We start from the raw sequence: 17940 nt of genomic DNA, 5'->3' as shown, positions 1-17940 counted from the left end.
ACTATACGAATTGAGGACAGGTTATGCAGGCTTTGATCTTAGAACAGCAGGACGGAAAAACCCTCGCATCCGTTCAACCCCTCGACGAAAATCAGCTACCGGAAGGCGATGTGACGGTGGATGTCCACTGGTCAAGCCTGAACTATAAAGACGCCCTGGCTATCACCGGCAAGGGTAAAATCATTCGCAATTTTCCGATGATTCCTGGTATCGATTTCGCCGGTACCGTGCGCGCAAGCGAAGATCCCCGTTTTCATGCAGGTCAGGAAGTTTTACTGACCGGCTGGGGCGTGGGTGAAAATCATTGGGGTGGACTGGCCGAACGCGCACGCGTGAAAGGCGACTGGCTGGTTGCGCTGCCACAAGGGCTGGACGGACGTAAAGCCATGGTCATCGGTACCGCTGGCTTTACCGCCATGCTGTGCGTCATGGCGCTTGAAGATGCAGGTATTCGCCCGCAAGACGGTGAGATTGTCGTCACCGGCGCCAGCGGCGGCGTGGGCAGCACGGCCGTGGCATTACTGCATAAGCTGGGTTATCAGGTTGCGGCGGTTTCGGGTCGCGAAAGCACTCACGACTACCTGAAGAGCCTGGGCGCTAACCGTATCCTTAGCCGCGATGAATTTGCTGAATCTCGCCCGTTGGAAAAACAGCTGTGGGCTGGTGCGGTTGATACCGTTGGCGACAAAGTTCTGGCAAAAGTCCTGGCACAGATGAACTACGGTGGCTGCGTTGCCGCCTGCGGCCTGGCTGGCGGTTTCGCTCTGCCGACGACGGTGATGCCATTTATTCTGCGTAACGTTCGTTTGCAAGGGGTGGACTCGGTGATGACCCCGCCGGCACGCCGGGCAGAAGCCTGGGCGCGTCTGGTTAAGGATCTACCGGACTCTTTCTATGCTCAGGCCGCCACGGAGATTACGCTGGCGGATGCGCCGAAGTTTGCCGATGCCATCATCAATAACCAGGTGCAAGGTCGTACGCTGGTGAAGGTGAAGTAACAGGCTCTGGCGCAGAAATTTACACTTAATTAACGAAATTTCGCGGCATATCTACAGACTCCCTGCCATATTAACTACGCGTCCCCTGTCAGTTATGACGCGTAAGCCGGGAGTCTGTTATGAAGAAATTACGTCCATTTACAGAAGCCGACGTCACTGACGAGTCGGCTTTTTTTATGCAACGCCGCCAGGTACTGAAAGCATTAGGAATCAGCGCCGCCGCGTTGTCTTTCCCCCTCTCTGCGCAGGCTGACCTTCTTAGCTGGTTTAAGGGGAATGACCGCCCGCCCGCGCCCGCGGGTAAGCCGCTTGATTTCAGTAAACCCGCAGCCTGGCAAAATTCGCTTCCTTTAACGCCAGCGGATAAAGTTTCTGGCTACAACAACTTCTATGAGTTCGGTCTCGATAAAGCGGATCCGGCAGCCAATGCTGGCGGTCTGAAAACCGATCCGTGGACGTTAAAAATCAGTGGTGAGGTGGCAAAACCACTCACCCTCGATCACGATGCGCTGACCGCCCGTTTCCCACTGGAAGAACGGATTTACCGGATGCGCTGTGTGGAAGCCTGGTCAATGGTCGTGCCGTGGATTGGTTTTCCGTTACATAAACTGCTGGCGCAGGTTGAACCCACCAGCAACGCAAAATATGTCGCCTTCGAAACGATCTACGCGCCGGATGAGATGCCAGGACAAAAAGATCGCTTTATTGGCGGCGGGCTGAAGTATCCCTATGTTGAAGGACTGCGTCTGGATGAAGCTATGCATCCACTCACTCTGCTTACCGTGGGGGTTTATGGAAAAGCTCTTCCCCCACAAAATGGCGCGCCCATTCGCTTAATTGTGCCGTGGAAATACGGATTTAAAGGCATTAAGTCGATCGTGAGTATTAAACTAACCCGCGAACGCCCCCCGACAACCTGGAATCTGGCCGCCCCCAATGAATATGGATTTTATGCCAACGTGAATCCGCATGTCGATCACCCGCGCTGGTCCCAGGCCACTGAGCGTTTTATTGGCGCAGGCGGTATTCTGGACGTTCAGCGCCAACCCACGCTGCTGTTTAACGGTTACGCCGACGAGGTCGCTTCGCTGTACCGTGGTCTTAACCTGCAGGAGAATTTTTGAGTGCGCCTGACTGCAAAGCACATTACCGGGCTGAAAGTTTGCCTGCACCTTGCCGGCTTTTTACCGTTTGTCTGGCTATTTTGGGCGGTGAATCACGGTGGTCTGAGCGCAGACCCGGTCAAAGATATCCAGCACTTTACCGGTAGGACAGCTCTGAAATTCTTGCTGGCGACCTTGCTGGTCTCTCCCCTCGCGCGCTACGCTAAACAGCCATTATTGATACGCACACGGCGCCTGTTAGGGCTATGGTGTTTCGCCTGGGCAACGTTGCATTTAACCAGCTACGCACTCCTGGAACTGGGCATTCATAATCTGGCGCTGTTAGGACGGGAATTAATCACGCGACCTTATTTGATGCTGGGCATTGCCAGTTGGGGCATATTATTCGCCCTCACGTTAACCTCCACCCAGTCGGCTCAGCGAAAACTGGGCAAAAATTGGCAGTATTTGCACAACTTCGTCTATCTTGTGGCGATCCTGGCACCCATACATTATCTGTGGTCGGTAAAAATTATCTCCCCTCAACCGATTATTTATGCAGCACTCGCTGTGGTGTTGTTAGCCTGCCGTTACAAGAAGTTTCGCCAGTGGTGGCGGTAGTTTCACGTTATGTGCAGTGCGTTACAAAATGTGGACGATCCGATTTTCTTTACATGTTAACGGTTGATTATCTTCCCTGATAAGACCAGTATTTAGCTGCCAATTGCTACGAAATAGTTATAATGTGCGACTTTGCTATCCCCGGTAGCGTTTTTAGAGCGCTGAAAGGGTGACATTCGCATGTTGAAGGTATATTTTGTCTTTTACCCGAAAATGGCAGAAGATAGCCGCACAATGACTAACAAGTCTGGCAATCTCACTTAATGGCAACCGCACCCAGTGCAATGCCTGAGATGCGTGGCATCTTGTCACTCACTGTTATAAAAATGCTATACAGACGGCGGTAAAACGCTTGTCACAATCTCACTAAACAAAGAGTACGGAACCCACTCATGGATATTCGTAAGATTAAAAAACTGATCGAGCTGGTTGAAGAATCAGGCATCTCCGAACTGGAAATTTCTGAAGGCGAAGAGTCTGTACGCATCAGCCGTGCGGCGCCAGCTGCAAGTTTTCCAATGATGCAACAGGCTTATGCTGCACCAGTGATGCAGCAGCCAGCTTTGTCTAACGCTGTCGCACAAACTGCCTCTCCAAGTATGGAAGCTCCGGCAGCAGCGGAAATCAGTGGTCACATCGTACGCTCCCCAATGGTTGGTACGTTCTACCGCACCCCGAGCCCAGATGCGAAAGCGTTCATCGAAATCGGCCAGAAAGTGAATGCGGGCGATACCCTGTGCATCGTTGAAGCCATGAAAATGATGAACCAGATCGAAGCCGACAAATCCGGTGTAGTGAAAGCGATTCTGGTAGAAAGCGGTCAACCGGTTGAATTTGACGAGCCGCTGGTCGTCATCGAATAACGAGGCGAACATGTTGGATAAAATTGTTATCGCCAACCGCGGTGAGATCGCCCTGCGTATTCTGCGTGCCTGTAAAGAGCTGGGCATCAAGACTGTCGCTGTGCATTCAAGCGCGGATCGCGATTTAAAACACGTATTGCTGGCGGATGAGACGGTCTGTATTGGCCCGGCTCCGTCCGTAAAAAGCTATCTGAACATCCCGGCTATCATTAGCGCTGCTGAAATCACCGGCGCAGTGGCAATTCACCCGGGTTATGGCTTCCTCTCTGAGAATGCCAACTTTGCTGAACAGGTAGAACGTTCCGGCTTTATCTTCATCGGCCCGAAAGCCGACACCATCCGCCTGATGGGCGACAAAGTGTCCGCAATTACCGCGATGAAGAAAGCTGGCGTACCGACAGTCCCAGGCTCTGACGGCCCGCTGGGCGACGACATGGACGCTAACCGCGCTCATGCTAAACGCATCGGTTATCCGGTTATTATCAAAGCCTCCGGCGGCGGCGGCGGTCGCGGTATGCGCGTCGTGCGCAGCGATGCCGAACTGGCACAATCCATCTCCATGACCAAAGCGGAAGCGAAAGCGGCTTTCAACAACGACATGGTTTACATGGAGAAGTACCTGGAAAACCCACGCCACATCGAAATTCAGGTGCTGGCAGACGGTCAGGGTAACGCGATTTATCTGGCAGAACGTGACTGCTCCATGCAGCGTCGTCACCAGAAAGTCGTCGAAGAAGCACCAGCACCAGGCATTACTCCGGAACTGCGTCGCTACATCGGCGAGCGTTGCGCCAAAGCGTGCGTTGATATCGGCTATCGCGGGGCAGGTACTTTCGAGTTCCTGTTCGAAAACGGCGAGTTCTACTTCATTGAAATGAACACCCGTATTCAGGTTGAACACCCGGTAACCGAAATGATCACCGGCGTTGACCTGATCAAAGAGCAGCTGCGCATCGCTGCGGGACAACCGCTGTCCATCAAGCAGGATGAAGTTGTGGTTAAAGGCCATGCGGTAGAATGCCGTATCAACGCCGAAGACCCGAACACCTTCCTGCCAAGCCCGGGTAAAATCACGCGTTTCCACGCGCCGGGTGGCTTTGGTGTGCGCTGGGAGTCTCATATTTACGCAGGCTACACCGTACCTCCGTACTATGACTCAATGATCGGTAAGCTGATCTGCTATGGCGAAAACCGCGACGTAGCGATCGCCCGTATGAAAAACGCATTGCAGGAACTGATCATCGACGGTATCAAAACCAACGTTGATCTGCAGATCCGCATCATGAATGACGAGCATTTCCAGCACGGTGGAACCAATATCCACTATCTGGAGAAAAAACTCGGACTTCAGGAAAAGTAAGCGTGCGTTAACTGAAAAGGCCGGAAATTCCGGCCTTTTGTTTTTCTCCCCTCCCGCACGTGCCATAAGGTACAATCCCCGCTTTCTTTATCCACAAGGGACAAAAAATGGACGCTCGTTTTGTTCAGGCCCATAAAGAGGCGCGCTGGGCGCTGTGGCTGACCCTTTTATATCTTGCTACATGGTTAGTGGCCGCTTACTTACCAGATTCCACGCTCGGTTTTACCGGCTTACCACACTGGTTCGAAATGGCCTGCCTGCTAACGCCGCTGGTTTTCATCGTGCTGTGCTGGGCGATGGTGAAGTTTATCTATCGCGACATTCCGTTGGAGGATGACGATGCAGCTTGAAGTTATTTTGCCGCTGGTCGCCTATCTGTTGGTGGTCTTCGGTCTTTCCGTTTACGCCATGCGTAAGAGATCGACCGGCACTTTCCTGAATGAATATTTCCTCGGCAGCCGCTCGATGGGCGGGGTCGTATTAGCCATGACGCTAACGGCAACCTACATTAGCGCCAGTTCGTTTATTGGCGGTCCTGGCGCCGCTTACAAATACGGGCTGGGATGGGTGCTGCTGGCGATGATCCAGTTGCCCGCCGTTTGGCTTTCTCTGGGGATTCTTGGTAAGAAATTCGCGATTCTGGCGCGCCGTTATAATGCCGTTACCCTCAACGATATGCTGTTTGCCCGCTACCAGAGTCGCCTGCTTGTGTGGCTGGCAAGCCTTAGCCTGCTGGTCGCGTTTGTCGGAGCAATGACCGTACAGTTTATTGGCGGCGCACGTTTGCTTGAAACCGCTGCAGGTATACCTTACGAAACCGGTTTGCTTATTTTTGGCGTCAGTATCGCATTGTATACGGCGTTCGGCGGTTTTCGCGCCAGCGTACTGAACGACACCATGCAGGGTATGGTGATGCTGATTGGTACTATTGTTCTGCTGGTCGGCGTCGTTCATGCTGCCGGTGGCCTCAGCAATGCGGTGGTAACCCTGCAAACTATCGACCCTAAACTGGTCTCGCCGCAAGGCGCGGATGACATTCTGTCACCCACGTTCATGACCTCATTCTGGGTACTGGTGTGCTTTGGCGTAATTGGGCTGCCGCATACAGCAGTACGCTGCATCTCTTATAAAGACAGCAAAGCTGTACACCGCGGCATTATCATCGGCACCATCGTAGTGGCGATCCTGATGTTTGGTATGCATCTGGCGGGTGCATTGGGGCGTGCGGTGATCCCTGATCTGACAGTGCCGGATCTGGTTATCCCTACGCTAATGGTCAAAGTGTTGCCGCCGGTAGCTGCTGGGATCTTCCTCGCGGCCCCCATGGCCGCGATCATGTCGACGATCAATGCCCAATTGCTGCAAAGTTCCGCTACGATCATTAAGGATCTGTACCTGAACCTGCGTCCGGAACAGCTGAAAAACGAAACCCGGCTGAAGCGCATGTCGGCAGTGATTACCCTGTTGCTCGGCGCGTTACTGCTACTGGCTGCCTGGAAACCACCAGAAATGATTATCTGGCTTAATCTGCTGGCGTTTGGCGGGCTGGAAGCCGTCTTCCTGTGGCCGCTGGTGCTGGGCCTGTACTGGGAGCGTGCAAACGCGGCGGGCGCTTTGAGCGCGATGATTATCGGCGGCGTTCTTTATGCCGTACTCGCTACATTTAACATTCAGTACCTGGGTTTCCACCCGATTGTGCCCTCGTTACTGATAAGCTTGCTGGCTTTCCTGATCGGCAACCGTTTCGGTTCTGCCGTCCCGCAAGCCGCCATATTGACTACTGATAAATAAAAGAGTTTTGCCATGCCATGGATCCAACTGAAACTGAACACGACCGGTGCCAACGCTGAAGAGTTGAGCGATGCGCTGATGGAAGCGGGCTCCGTTTCCATTACTTTCCAGGACACGCATGATACGCCGGTATTTGAGCCTCTGCCGGGCGAGACTCGCCTGTGGGGAGATACCGACGTTATCGGCTTGTTCGATGCAGAAACCGACATGAAAGAAGTGGTTGCCATCCTGGAGCAGCATCCGCTGCTGGGTGCAGGCTTCGCGCATAAAATCGAACAGCTCGAAGACAAAGACTGGGAACGCGAATGGATGGATAACTTCCACCCGATGCGCTTTGGTGAACGTTTGTGGATTTGCCCAAGCTGGCGCGATGTCCCGGATGAGAATGCCGTCAACGTGATGCTGGACCCGGGTCTGGCGTTTGGTACCGGCACTCACCCCACCACCTCCCTATGTCTGCAATGGCTGGACGGTCTCGATCTTAACGGCAAAACCGTCATCGACTTCGGCTGCGGCTCCGGCATTCTTGCCATTGCGGCACTGAAGCTGGGTGCGGCAAAAGCCATCGGCGTAGACATCGATCCGCAAGCAATTCAGGCCAGCCGTGATAACGCCCAGCGTAATGGCGTTTCTGAGCGTCTGGAGCTTTATCTGCCGAAAGACCAGCCAGAGGCGATGAAAGCCGACGTGGTGGTCGCAAACATCCTCGCAGGCCCATTACGTGAACTGGCACCGTTAATCAGCGTACTGCCCGTTGAGGGCGGTTTACTGGGTCTTTCTGGCATTCTTGCCAGCCAGGCGGATAGCGTCTGTGAGGCCTATGCCGAACTCTTTACGCTCGATCCGGTTATCGAGAAAGAAGAGTGGTGCCGCATTACCGGTCAGAAAAAATAATCCCCTCTCGTTACCGTTGGTAACGCAATAATCGCTCTTTTTTTCGCAAAAGGATTTGCGGAAATGAGAGCGAGATCGCATTACAAAGCCACTATTTGCTCACAAAAACAGCTTTTTATCCTGATAACCTGAGGCTGGCCGTAATAAAAAAAGAGAAGTTTTCGGAATTTATAAACGGATGAAAAATTAGCACAACCACGTATCAAACTGATTATTAAAGATTTTAATTTGAAACTGTGTACTTAACCAGCAATTCATTGATCCACCTCAGTGGATTGGTCAAAGTTTGGCCTTTCATCTCGTGCGAAAAATGCGTAATATACGCCGCCTTGCAGTCACAGTATGGTCATTTCTTAACTCATGCGCATCGGACAATACCAGCTCAGAAATCGCCTGATCGCAGCACCTATGGCTGGCATCACTGACAGACCATTCAGGACGCTGTGCTATGAGATGGGAGCAGGATTGACGGTATCCGAGATGATGTCTTCTAACCCGCAGGTTTGGGAAAGTGACAAGTCTCGTTTACGGATGGTGCACGTTGATGAGCCAGGAATTCGCACGGTGCAAATTGCCGGTAGCGACCCTGTTGAGATGGCCGATGCCGCACGTATTAACGTGGAAAGCGGCGCCCAGATTATTGATATCAATATGGGGTGTCCGGCTAAAAAAGTGAATCGCAAGCTCGCAGGTTCAGCCCTCTTGCAGTACCCGGATCTAGTGAAATCAATACTAACCGAGGTCGTCAATGCAGTGGACGTTCCTGTCACACTCAAGATTCGCACCGGCTGGGCTCCGGAACACCGTAACTGCGTAGAGATTGCCCAACTGGCTGAAGACTGTGGCATTCAGGCTCTGACCATTCATGGACGCACCCGCGCCTGTTTGTTCAATGGAGATGCTGAGTACGACAGTATTCGGGCAGTTAAGCAGAAAGTTTCCATTCCGATTATCGCGAATGGCGACATTACTGACCCGCATAAAGCCAGAGCTGTACTCGACTATACGGGGGCGGATGCCCTGATGATAGGACGTGCAGCTCAGGGAAGACCCTGGATCTTTCGGGAAATCCAGCATTATCTGGACACTGGGGAGCTGCTGCCCCCGCTGCCTCTGGCAGAGGTGAAGCGCTTGCTTTGTGCGCACGTTCGGGAACTGCACGACTTTTATGGTCAGGCAAAAGGGTACCGAATTGCGCGTAAACACGTATCCTGGTATCTCCAGGAACACGCTCCGGATGACCAGTTTCGGCGCACATTCAACGCCATTGAAGATTCCAGCGAACAGCTGGCGGCGTTGGAGGCATACTTCGAAAATTTTGCGTAAACAGAAATAAAGAGCTGACAGAACTATGTTCGAACAACGCGTAAATTCTGACGTACTGACCGTTTCTACCGTTAACTCTCAGGATCAGGTAACTCAAAAGCCCCTGCGTGACTCGGTTAAACAGGCACTGAAGAACTATTTTGCTCAATTGAATGGTCAGGATGTTAACGATCTCTATGAGCTGGTACTGGCTGAAGTAGAACAGCCCCTGTTGGACATGGTGATGCAATACACCCGCGGTAACCAGACCCGTGCTGCCCTGATGATGGGCATCAACCGTGGTACGCTGCGTAAAAAACTGAAAAAATACGGCATGAACTGATACTAATCAGTTAAGTGTTTGTTTTAAAAGGCGCTACTCGGCATGGGGAAGCGCCTTTTTTATTAACGTCACACGGGAGGCTTTGGCGATGAACGCAAGATGTGAACCTGTCTATTTTGGCGATGAATCTAAAAAGATAATCCTGGGTGATGCTCTGACCGAACTGAAAAAGTTGCCGTCAGAAAGCGTCGATCTCATTTTCGCCGACCCACCTTATAACATCGGTAAAGACTTTGACGGGATGGTGGAATCCTGGGACGAAGAGGCATTTTTGGCATGGCTGTTTGAGTGCATTGACGAGTGCCATCGCATTCTCAAACCACACGGCACCATGTACATCATGAACAGTACAGAGAACATGCCGTACATCGATCTCAAATGCCGCCAGCTCTTTACCATCAAGAGCCGTATCGTGTGGTCATACGATAGCTCCGGGGTGCAGGCCAAAAATTACTTTGGTTCGATGTATGAACCGCTTCTGATGATGGTAAAAGATCAGAAAAACTACACGTTTAATCGTGATGATATTTTGGTTGAAGCCAAAACGGGCGCTAAACGTGCACTGATAGACTACAGAAAGAACCCGCCCCAACCTTACAACCAGAAAAAAGTACCAGGCAATGTCTGGGAGTTTCCACGCGTTCGTTATCTGATGGACGAATACGAAAATCACCCGACTCAAAAACCCAAAGCCCTCCTTGAACGCATCATTCTGGCTTCCTCCAGTCCAGATGACAGCGTGCTGGATCCGTTTGCCGGTAGCTTCACTACCGGTGCCACTGCCGTGGAATTAGGTCGCAAGTTTGTCGGGATTGAAATCAATGCCGAGTACGTAAAAATGGGGCTCAGAAGAATGAGCATTGGTTCGCATTTTTCAGAGAATGAACTTGCAAAGGTGAAAAAGCGGAAGACAAAAAATCTGTCTAAAAAGAGTCGATTAACAGCAAAGAGCGGCGATCTTTCAGCAAAGTAAAGGCATTGTAAGTCTGCTTTTCAGCTTGCAGATTTCGTGTATATTCCCTGCACGCTTGGGCATGAATACACAGGGTTTGGTAATGATTCGCAAGTATTGGTGGCTGGTTGTTTTTGCGGTCTTCGTTTTTCTCTTTGATGCGCTGCTCATTCAGTGGATAGAGCTGATGACAACGGAGCACGATAAGTGCCGGAATATGAATTCTGTAAACCCCCTCAAGCTGGTCAACTGCGTCGACCTCGAATAGCACGACGAAAAATACGTCGACAGCCGTCAGGCCCAGGCGGCTAAAACTACCCTTGCTGATTTTCACTCTGCATTAATTGCATTACACAGCCGTCTGGGCTTAACATTTTTAATACGTTATCAACTAATACTGGCGCTTGCCCATACAAATCATAACTCACTGGATTCATTAACCAGTTTTTTATTATCCCGCTAAAGCTACCGTGCAGAATAATGATGATGACATCTAAATCCAGACTGGTAGCAATCAGATTTTCATCCACGCACTTTTGCAGTGAATCACGAATGCTTTGATGACTGAGACCTATTTTATCGCGAATGGTCTGTTCTGATATCATATCGTTATGAAATTCACATTTATGATATAAAATTTGCATTAATGCCTGCTGGCGAGGATTCTGTGCAATATATTGCAATCCCACTACAAACTTTTCACGCAGTCGCTGTAAAGGATTATCCCCCCAACGACCAATAAGCTTATCCTGAATAAGATCGCGTAATGAAGGTTGTTGTAACCATAGCGCATTGAACAATTGCGTCTTATTTTCAAAATGCCAATAGAGCGCCCCCCGCGTCACGCTGGCGGCATCCGCAATGTCGTTTAACGTCGTATTGCTAACACCACGCACGGCAAACTGCATAATCGCTGTTTCTATCAGGTGCTGTCGTGTTTTGAGGGCATCAGCTTTCGTTTTTCTGGCCATGGTTTCGACTGTCTGAGGTAAGGTAGAGAATGATTAACTTTCTTATGTAATATTTGCTAAACGGAACAAATGTATCACTTAGCGTTTATTTAGACGAGTTCTAAAACAGTTAATTATGGATATTGCACACGAATAAACAAAACAAATAACAACCACCAATATATTCACCAATCAAATACTTATTTCAATATGTGTTTATGCGCATCATTGCATTACTATTAAAACCATAATGAAACAACCGAAGATTAATCCTTTTTTGTTTTTACGTGCCGTGTATCGCGCCCATAAATAAGTATTGCTTACATCGCAAGCTAATAATTTGTAGGATAGCCAACCATTATTTTTACTTGTGCGCGTTATCGCCTCTGCGTTACCCGGTTAATAACGAGCGTTCGGTTTTTTAAGGAATAGAAATGACGAAAAATGCCAGGTTTTCACTCCTGCCCTCATTCATCATCATGTCCGCTGTATTACTCGCCGGTTGTAACGATCAGGGAGAAACACAAGCTCACCCCGCAGAGCCGCAGGTGACTGTCCATGTCGTCGAAAAGGCGCCTTTAGCCGTGACGACCGAATTACCAGGGCGCACAACAGCATTTCGTATTGCTGAAGTCCGTCCTCAGGTCAGCGGGATCGTACTTAAACGGAATTTTACCGAGGGAAGCGATGTTGAAGCCGGTCAGTCGCTTTATCAGATCGATCCTGCGACATACCAGGCTGACTACGACAGCGCCAAAGGCGAACTGGCAAAGAGTGAAGCGGCGGCAGCTATCGCACATTTAACGGTAAAACGTTATGTCCCACTGGTTGGCACTAAGTACATCAGCCAGCAAGAGTACGATCAGGCCATTGCTGATGCTCGCCAGGCCGATGCCTCCGTTATCGCGGCAAAAGCGGCGGTCGAAAGCGCTCGTATCAACCTGGCCTACACCAAAGTGACATCGCCCATTAGCGGACGTATCGGTAAATCTAACGTCACCGAAGGCGCATTAGTCACGAATGGCCAGGCAACTGAACTTGCTACCGTGCAACAACTTGATCCTATTTACGTCGACGTAACACAGTCCAGTAATGACTTTATGCGCCTTAAACAGTCCGTTGAGCAAGGGAGCCTGCATAAAGACAGCGCCAGCAGTACCGTCGAACTGGTGATGGAAAATGGTCAGTCGTACCCGCTGAAAGGTGCGTTGCAGTTCTCTGATGTCACCGTTGATGAAAGTACCGGATCCATCACCCTCAGGGCCGTATTCCCTAACCCACAGCACACGCTGCTGCCGGGCATGTTTGTGCGTGCTCGTATTGATGAAGGCGTCCAGCCGAATGCCATTCTCGTTCCCCAACAAGGGGTAACACGTACGCCACGCGGCGATGCAACGGTGATGGTTGTCAATGACAAGAGTCAGGTCGAGGCTCGCACCGTCGTTGCTACACAGGCGATAGGTGATAAGTGGTTAATCAGCGAGGGCTTACAGCCTGGCGATAAGGTTATCGTCAGCGGATTGCAGAAAGCGCGTCCCGGCGTAAAGGTTAAAGCAACCACCGATACCGAAACTCCAGCCGCAAAAACTGCGCAATAAGGTAACCGGACATGGCTAACTTTTTTATCAATCGCCCTATTTTTGCCTGGGTTCTGGCCATCATTCTGATGATGGCAGGGGCTCTGGCAATCATGCAACTGCCCGTTGCACAGTATCCGACCATTGCACCTCCTGCGGTCGCTATTTCTGCCACCTACCCAGGTGCGGATGCGCAGACAGTACAAGACACGGTTACGCAGGTTATCGAACAGAATATGAACGGTATCGATAACCTGATGTATATGTCCTCCACCAGCGATTCCTCCGGGAGCGTCACCATTACTCTGACTTTCGAGTCAGGTACTGACCCGGATATCGCACAGGTCCAGGTGCAAAACAAATTACAGTTAGCGATGCCCTTACTGCCACAGGAAGTACAGCAGCAGGGGATCAGCGTCGAGAAATCCAGTAGCGGTTTCCTGATGGTGGCGGGTTTTGTCTCCGATAATAACAATCTGACGCAGGATGATATTTCCGACTATGTGGCGTCTAACGTTAAAGACGCAATAAGCCGAACAGCAGGTGTCGGCGATGTCCAGATGTTTGGTGCACAGTACGCAATGCGCATCTGGCTCGACAGCAACGCAATGAACAAATATCAGTTGACTCCACTGGACGTTATCAATCAACTGAGAACGCAAAACAATCAGATTGCCGCAGGCCAACTGGGAGGCGCACCATCCGTCCAGGGTCAACAACTTAATGCCTCCATTATTGCTCAGACACGCCTGAAAACGCCGGAAGAGTTTGGTCGCATAACGCTGAAGGTGGGCCAGGATGGCTCAATGGTTCACCTCAGAGATGTAGCCCGCATCGAACTCGGCGGCGAAAACTATAACATGGTGACGAAAATTAATGGTCAGCCCGCAACAGGTCTGGGCATTAAGCTGGCGACCGGTGCAAATGCGCTGGATACTGCCGCAGGCGTCAAAGCAAAGCTGGCTGAGTTACAACCTTTCTTCCCGCAAGGTTTGCAAGTGGTTTACCCCTATGACACTACACCATTTGTAAAAATCTCGATTAACGAGGTGGTGAAAACGCTGTTTGAAGCCATCATCCTCGTCTTCCTGGTGATGTACCTGTTCCTGCAAAATCTGCGCGCCACGCTAATTCCAACTATCGCAGTGCCTGTCGTGCTGTTGGGAACATTCGCGATCCTCGCAGCATTCGGATTCTCCATCAACACGCTAACGATGTTCGGAATGGTGCTGGCCATCGGCCTGCTGGTCGATGACGCCATCGTGGTAGTAGAAAACGTCGAACGCGTCATGGCGGAAGAGAAACTGCCGCCCAAAGAGGCGACGCAGAAATCCATGGTCCAAATCCAGGGCGCGCTGGTCGGGATCGCGATGGTACTCTCGGCGGTATTTATCCCCATGGCGTTCTTTGGCGGCTCGACCGGCGCCATTTACCGCCAGTTCTCTCTGACCATTGTTTCAGCGATGGCGCTTTCTGTTCTGGTCGCCCTCATTCTTACGCCAGCGCTTTGCGCAACGCTGCTAAAACCCGTTTCCGCCGGACATGATGAAAAGAAAGGCGGTTTTTTCGGATGGTTTAACGCCCTGTTCGATAAAAGCGTCGGGCATTACAGCAATAGTATCAGCGGTATTCTGCGCAAAACCGGACGCTACTTGTTGCTATATGTTCTTATCGTCGGCGGAATGGCAGTTCTGTTTTTACGCCTCCCTACCTCCTTCTTGCCCGAAGAGGATCAGGGGGTCTTTATGACAATGGTGCAACTTCCTGCCGGTGCGACACAGACGCGCACACAGCAGGTGCTGGATCAGATTCAGAATTACTACCTGAACCAGGAAAAAGCGAACGTAAAATCGGTGTTCACCGTTAATGGCTTCAGCTTTAGCGGCCAGGGACAGAACTCCGGTATCGTCTTTATTAGCCTCAAACCATGGGAAGAGCGTTCGGGCGATGAAAACGGCGTGACGGCTATTGTTGAACGCGCGACCAGGGCGTTCAGCCAGATCAAAGATGGACTGGTGTTCCCGTTCAATATGCCTGCCATTCTTGAACTGGGTACCGCGACCGGCTTTGATTTTCAGTTAATTGATCAGGCTAACCTCGGTCATACAGAACTGACGAAAGCCCGGAACCAGTTGCTGGGTATGGTGAGAGAACATCCAGATTTGCTGGTGCGCGTGCGCCCTAACGGTCTGGAAGATACCCCACAATTTAAGCTGGATATTGATCAGGAAAAAGCCCAGGCGTTAGGCGTAAGTCTGTCGGATATAAACCAAACGATTTCCACGGCCCTTGGCGGCACCTATGTGAACGATTTTATCGATCATGGCCGAGTGAAAAAGGTATACGTTCAGGCTGACGCGCCGTTCCGTATGTTACCCAACGACATCAACAATCTCTACGTACGTAGTGGGAATGGTGAAATGGTGCCATTCTCTGCGTTCAGTTCATCGCATTGGATTTATGGTTCACCTCGCCTGGAGCGTTACAACGGTATGCCATCAATGGAAATACTGGGAGAGGCCGCGCCGGGTCGAAGCACAGGTGAAGCCATGGCGCTCATGGAAAACCTGGCAGCACAGCTGCCAACCGGTATCGGCTATGACTGGACGGGGATGTCATATCAGGAACGGCTCTCCGGCAATCAGGCACCTGCGTTATACGCTATTTCGTTAATTGTCGTCTTCCTGTGTCTCGCCGCATTGTATGAGAGCTGGTCTATTCCATTTTCAGTCATGTTGGTTGTACCGCTCGGCGTGGTCGGTGCGCTTCTGGCGGCGTCCATACGCGGTCTGAATAACGACGTTTACTTCCAGGTAGGTCTGCTGACTACCATCGGTCTTTCCGCCAAAAACGCTATCCTTATCGTGGAGTTTGCCAAAGACTTGATGGATAAAGAAGGTAAAGGGTTGATTGAAGCCACACTGGAGGCGTCACGCATGCGTCTTCGTCCAATCCTGATGACATCCCTGGCGTTTATTCTGGGGGTTATGCCTCTGGTTATCAGCCACGGAGCGGGTAGCGGGGCACAGAATGCGGTCGGTACAGGTGTAATGGGAGGTATGCTGACCGCGACATTGTTAGCAATCTTCTTCGTCCCCGTCTTCTTCGTTGTCGTCAGACGGCGTTTTAGTCGGCGCAACGTTTAATTTGTAAAATAAAGGCGTCTTCGGACGCCTTTTTCACCTAAGATGCCCCTCTTTATTTATTAATAAGATAGCCATTTATTTCTAATAAACCCTTCCTGAAAAAATCGCGAATCACCTTTCTTTTTATCCATTATTTTTACAATCCACATGAATTGAGATTATTCCTCATGTCAGTATTTTTTTAAGAAGTGGTAAAATAATCGCCGAGTTCGCAGATGGCTTAGCGTTTGTCTTTGCTCAATTAGCGAAACGCTTATTTTTGAGGTAACACCATGAAAAGATTAATATCCGTTGCATTGCTTACCGTATTCCTGGCCGGCTGTGCACACGATTCTCCTTGCGTACCTGTATACGACGATCAGGGGCGCCTGGTTCATACCAATACCTGTATGAAAGGCACCACGCAGGATAACTGGGAAACAGCCGGTGCCATCGCCGGTGGCGCAGCAGCCGTTGCCGGGCTGACGCTTGGGATAGTCGCCCTGACCAAATAAATCTTCTTAAAAGCGCGGTGGGTACCGCGCTTTTTGCAATAAGAATTAAATCTTCATATAAGACAAAACGTTGGTATATAGCACTCAACGTATAATAAAATCATTATAGATTTTCCTCACATATCCACGATTTGAAATTAGCATTTTTTCAGTTCTTCGTAACAGCGCGCTTTCTTTTCATTATTCTCACGTCATCAATATTAACGTACGAAATCGTTATCACGCGTCCGGTTTGATTTTTAAATTTTTTGCGCCGAAATGTGGCTTACGTTTCAATTTTGCACCACTTCAGGGCGCTGCAACTATTTTTTCCTGTCTACACTCTGAATATTGCGTCGAATAATCGTGCGCAAAAACCTGGCACTACCTTTGCTTAAAAGAGTATGGCCATAGCCACAGACAGGTAAAAGACGTTTTCAGAACGTTTCCATAACAATAATTCCTCCACACAGGATGCTCTATGAAAAAGATGATAATAGCCAGCCTGGCTGCGGCCGGCGTGCTGCTTGCGGTTGCAAATCAGGCACATGCCGGCGCAACACTTGATGCCGTAAAGAAAAAAGGTTTTGTGCAGTGTGGGATCAGTGACGGGTTGCCTGGCTTTTCTTATGCCGATGCAAGCGGTAAGTTCTCAGGTATTGATGTCGACGTATGTCGTGGCGTTGCCTCCGCCGTATTTGGCGATGATAGCAAAGTAAAATATACCCCGCTCACCGCCAAGGAACGCTTTACCGCACTACAATCTGGTGAAGTCGACATGCTCTCTCGTAATACCACCTGGACCTCCTCTCGTGACGCAGGAATGGGAATGTCTTTCACTGGCGTAACGTATTACGACGGCATTGGTTTTCTTACCCACAATAAAGCGGGTCTTAAGAGTGCTAAAGAGCTGGATGGCGCAACAGTTTGTATCCAGGCAGGAACAGATACCGAACTGAACGTGGCTGACTACTTTAAAGCCAACAACATGAAGTACACCCCTGTCACTTTTGACCGCTCGGATGAATCAGCTAAAGCTCTGGAATCTGGACGCTGCGACACGCTGGCTTCCGACCAGTCTCAGTTGTACGCCCTGCGAATCAAGCTGAGTAATCCTGCGGAATGGATTGTCCTGCCAGAAGTTATTTCTAAAGAACCGCTGGGACCTGTTGTACGTCGTGGAGACGATGAGTGGTTCTCCATTGTTCGCTGGACGCTGTTCGCCATGCTGAATGCGGAAGAAATGGGCGTTAACTCGAAAAACGTCGATGAAAAAGCGGCTAATCCTGCAACGCCGGATATGGCACACCTGTTAGGCAAAGAAGGGGATTATGGCAAGGATCTGAAGCTTGATAACAAATGGGCTTACAACATTATCAAGCAGGTAGGTAACTACTCGGAGATCTTTGAGCGTAACGTGGGATCGGAAAGCCCACTGAAGATCAAACGTGGACAGAACAACCTCTGGAATAACGGTGGCATTCAATATGCGCCACCGGTGCGCTAATGCGTAGTGATGTAACGGGCGCCGCGACTGCGGCGCTCAGTCCAGAGTCATAGTTAC

Annotated in this window: 17 protein-coding genes; 16 read left to right on the top strand and 1 reads right to left on the bottom strand. The window is 50.6% G+C overall.

What is annotated here, in order from left to right; genetic code table 11:
• Nucleotides 1-23 precede the first annotated feature (23 nt).
• The 12 genes from acuI to HV311_RS02335 all read left to right on the top strand — a co-directional run bounded on the left by acuI (nt 24) and on the right by HV311_RS02335 (nt 10498).
• Nucleotides 24-998: an acrylyl-CoA reductase (NADPH) gene (gene acuI, locus HV311_RS02390; RefSeq protein ID WP_047358541.1), complete on the top strand. Its 975-nt coding sequence runs from the start codon at nt 24-26 to the stop codon at nt 996-998.
• A 119-nt stretch (nt 999-1117) separates the two neighbouring features.
• Entirely contained in the window at nt 1118-2122 is a 1005-nt protein-coding gene (msrP, locus tag HV311_RS02385; protein WP_094761400.1) for a protein-methionine-sulfoxide reductase catalytic subunit MsrP, read from the top strand.
• The gene (gene msrQ, locus HV311_RS02380; RefSeq protein ID WP_016157592.1) at nt 2123-2722 is read left to right on the top strand and encodes a protein-methionine-sulfoxide reductase heme-binding subunit MsrQ; all 600 of its coding nucleotides are present in this window, start codon (nt 2123-2125) and stop codon (nt 2720-2722) included.
• Nucleotides 2723-3114: 392 nt separating this feature from the next.
• Complete coding sequence (accB, locus tag HV311_RS02375; RefSeq protein ID WP_003025210.1) at nt 3115-3585, top strand: acetyl-CoA carboxylase biotin carboxyl carrier protein; 471 nt, start codon at nt 3115-3117, stop codon at nt 3583-3585.
• 10 nt (nt 3586-3595) lie between these two features.
• On the top strand, nt 3596-4945 hold the full coding sequence (accC, locus tag HV311_RS02370) for an acetyl-CoA carboxylase biotin carboxylase subunit (protein WP_003828838.1): 1350 nt from the start codon (nt 3596-3598) through the stop codon (nt 4943-4945).
• A gap of 107 nt (nt 4946-5052) precedes the next feature.
• Nucleotides 5053-5295, top strand: a complete 243-nt coding sequence (locus HV311_RS02365; protein WP_016154721.1) for a YhdT family protein — start codon at nt 5053-5055, stop codon at nt 5293-5295.
• Nucleotides 5285-6736 carry a sodium/pantothenate symporter gene (gene panF, locus HV311_RS02360; protein ID WP_016157593.1) on the top strand — a complete coding sequence of 484 codons (1452 nt, stop codon included), beginning with the start codon at nt 5285-5287 and terminating at the stop codon, nt 6734-6736. Before HV311_RS02365 ends, panF begins: the two co-directional genes overlap by 11 nt.
• Before the next feature lie 12 nt (nt 6737-6748).
• Complete coding sequence (gene prmA, locus HV311_RS02355; RefSeq protein ID WP_191220672.1) at nt 6749-7630, top strand: 50S ribosomal protein L11 methyltransferase; 882 nt, start codon at nt 6749-6751, stop codon at nt 7628-7630.
• Nucleotides 7631-7990: 360 nt separating this feature from the next.
• A complete protein-coding gene (dusB, locus tag HV311_RS02350; protein ID WP_003025224.1) occupies nt 7991-8956 on the top strand; it encodes a tRNA dihydrouridine synthase DusB in 966 nt (321 codons plus the stop codon).
• Nucleotides 8957-8981: 25 nt separating this feature from the next.
• Complete coding sequence (fis, locus tag HV311_RS02345) at nt 8982-9278, top strand: DNA-binding transcriptional regulator Fis (RefSeq protein ID WP_000462905.1); 297 nt, start codon at nt 8982-8984, stop codon at nt 9276-9278.
• Between the two features lie 88 nt (nt 9279-9366).
• Nucleotides 9367-10251 carry an adenine-specific DNA-methyltransferase gene (gene yhdJ, locus HV311_RS02340; protein WP_065554783.1) on the top strand — a complete coding sequence of 295 codons (885 nt, stop codon included), beginning with the start codon at nt 9367-9369 and terminating at the stop codon, nt 10249-10251.
• 82 nt (nt 10252-10333) lie between these two features.
• Entirely contained in the window at nt 10334-10498 is a 165-nt protein-coding gene (locus tag HV311_RS02335) for a DUF2556 family protein (protein WP_003025279.1), read from the top strand.
• Nucleotides 10499-10544: 46 nt separating this feature from the next.
• Here HV311_RS02335 and envR read toward each other — a convergent pair whose 3' ends face one another.
• A complete protein-coding gene (gene envR / locus HV311_RS02330) occupies nt 10545-11201 on the bottom strand; it encodes an acrEF/envCD operon transcriptional regulator (RefSeq protein ID WP_181629724.1) in 657 nt (218 codons plus the stop codon).
• Between the two features lie 413 nt (nt 11202-11614).
• On the opposite strand from envR, the gene HV311_RS02325 reads away from it, so the two are divergent.
• From HV311_RS02325 to HV311_RS02310, 4 genes are all read left to right on the top strand, one after another.
• Nucleotides 11615-12778 (top strand): efflux RND transporter periplasmic adaptor subunit, encoded by a 1164-nt coding sequence (locus HV311_RS02325; RefSeq protein ID WP_047499795.1) that lies wholly within the window; start codon nt 11615-11617, stop codon nt 12776-12778.
• Nucleotides 12779-12789: 11 nt separating this feature from the next.
• Nucleotides 12790-15903 carry an efflux RND transporter permease subunit gene (locus tag HV311_RS02320; protein ID WP_181633179.1) on the top strand — a complete coding sequence of 1038 codons (3114 nt, stop codon included), beginning with the start codon at nt 12790-12792 and terminating at the stop codon, nt 15901-15903.
• Between the two features lie 272 nt (nt 15904-16175).
• Nucleotides 16176-16397 (top strand): lipoprotein, encoded by a 222-nt coding sequence (locus HV311_RS02315; protein ID WP_046275048.1) that lies wholly within the window; start codon nt 16176-16178, stop codon nt 16395-16397.
• Between the two features lie 460 nt (nt 16398-16857).
• On the top strand, nt 16858-17883 hold the full coding sequence (locus HV311_RS02310) for an amino acid ABC transporter substrate-binding protein (RefSeq protein ID WP_003025295.1): 1026 nt from the start codon (nt 16858-16860) through the stop codon (nt 17881-17883).
• The last annotated feature ends 57 nt before the right edge of the window (nt 17884-17940 follow it).

Source organism: Citrobacter sp. RHBSTW-00881 (assembly GCF_013728515.1).
GTDB lineage: Bacteria > Pseudomonadota > Gammaproteobacteria > Enterobacterales > Enterobacteriaceae > Citrobacter > Citrobacter braakii.
This window is presented reverse-complemented; position numbering and strand designations above follow the sequence as displayed.

Bases quoted from the DNA above. Each gene is read 5' to 3' on its own strand.
- acuI (WP_047358541.1), top strand. From the start codon at position 24: ATGCAGGCTTTGATCTTAGAACAGCAGGACGGAAAAACCCTCGCATCC.
- panF (WP_016157593.1), top strand. From the start codon at position 5,285: ATGCAGCTTGAAGTTATTTTGCCGCTGGTCGCCTATCTGTTGGTGGTC.
- fis (WP_000462905.1), top strand. From the start codon at position 8,982: ATGTTCGAACAACGCGTAAATTCTGACGTACTGACCGTTTCTACCGTT.
- dusB (WP_003025224.1), top strand. From the start codon at position 7,991: ATGCGCATCGGACAATACCAGCTCAGAAATCGCCTGATCGCAGCACCT.
- accC (WP_003828838.1), top strand. From the start codon at position 3,596: ATGTTGGATAAAATTGTTATCGCCAACCGCGGTGAGATCGCCCTGCGT.
- HV311_RS02365 (WP_016154721.1), top strand. From the start codon at position 5,053: ATGGACGCTCGTTTTGTTCAGGCCCATAAAGAGGCGCGCTGGGCGCTG.
- yhdJ (WP_065554783.1), top strand. From the start codon at position 9,367: ATGAACGCAAGATGTGAACCTGTCTATTTTGGCGATGAATCTAAAAAG.
- HV311_RS02310 (WP_003025295.1), top strand. From the start codon at position 16,858: ATGAAAAAGATGATAATAGCCAGCCTGGCTGCGGCCGGCGTGCTGCTT.
- HV311_RS02335 (WP_003025279.1), top strand. From the start codon at position 10,334: ATGATTCGCAAGTATTGGTGGCTGGTTGTTTTTGCGGTCTTCGTTTTT.
- accB (WP_003025210.1), top strand. From the start codon at position 3,115: ATGGATATTCGTAAGATTAAAAAACTGATCGAGCTGGTTGAAGAATCA.
- HV311_RS02325 (WP_047499795.1), top strand. From the start codon at position 11,615: ATGACGAAAAATGCCAGGTTTTCACTCCTGCCCTCATTCATCATCATG.
- HV311_RS02315 (WP_046275048.1), top strand. From the start codon at position 16,176: ATGAAAAGATTAATATCCGTTGCATTGCTTACCGTATTCCTGGCCGGC.
- msrP (WP_094761400.1), top strand. From the start codon at position 1,118: ATGAAGAAATTACGTCCATTTACAGAAGCCGACGTCACTGACGAGTCG.
- prmA (WP_191220672.1), top strand. From the start codon at position 6,749: ATGCCATGGATCCAACTGAAACTGAACACGACCGGTGCCAACGCTGAA.
- envR (WP_181629724.1), bottom strand. From the start codon at position 11,201: ATGGCCAGAAAAACGAAAGCTGATGCCCTCAAAACACGACAGCACCTG.
- HV311_RS02320 (WP_181633179.1), top strand. From the start codon at position 12,790: ATGGCTAACTTTTTTATCAATCGCCCTATTTTTGCCTGGGTTCTGGCC.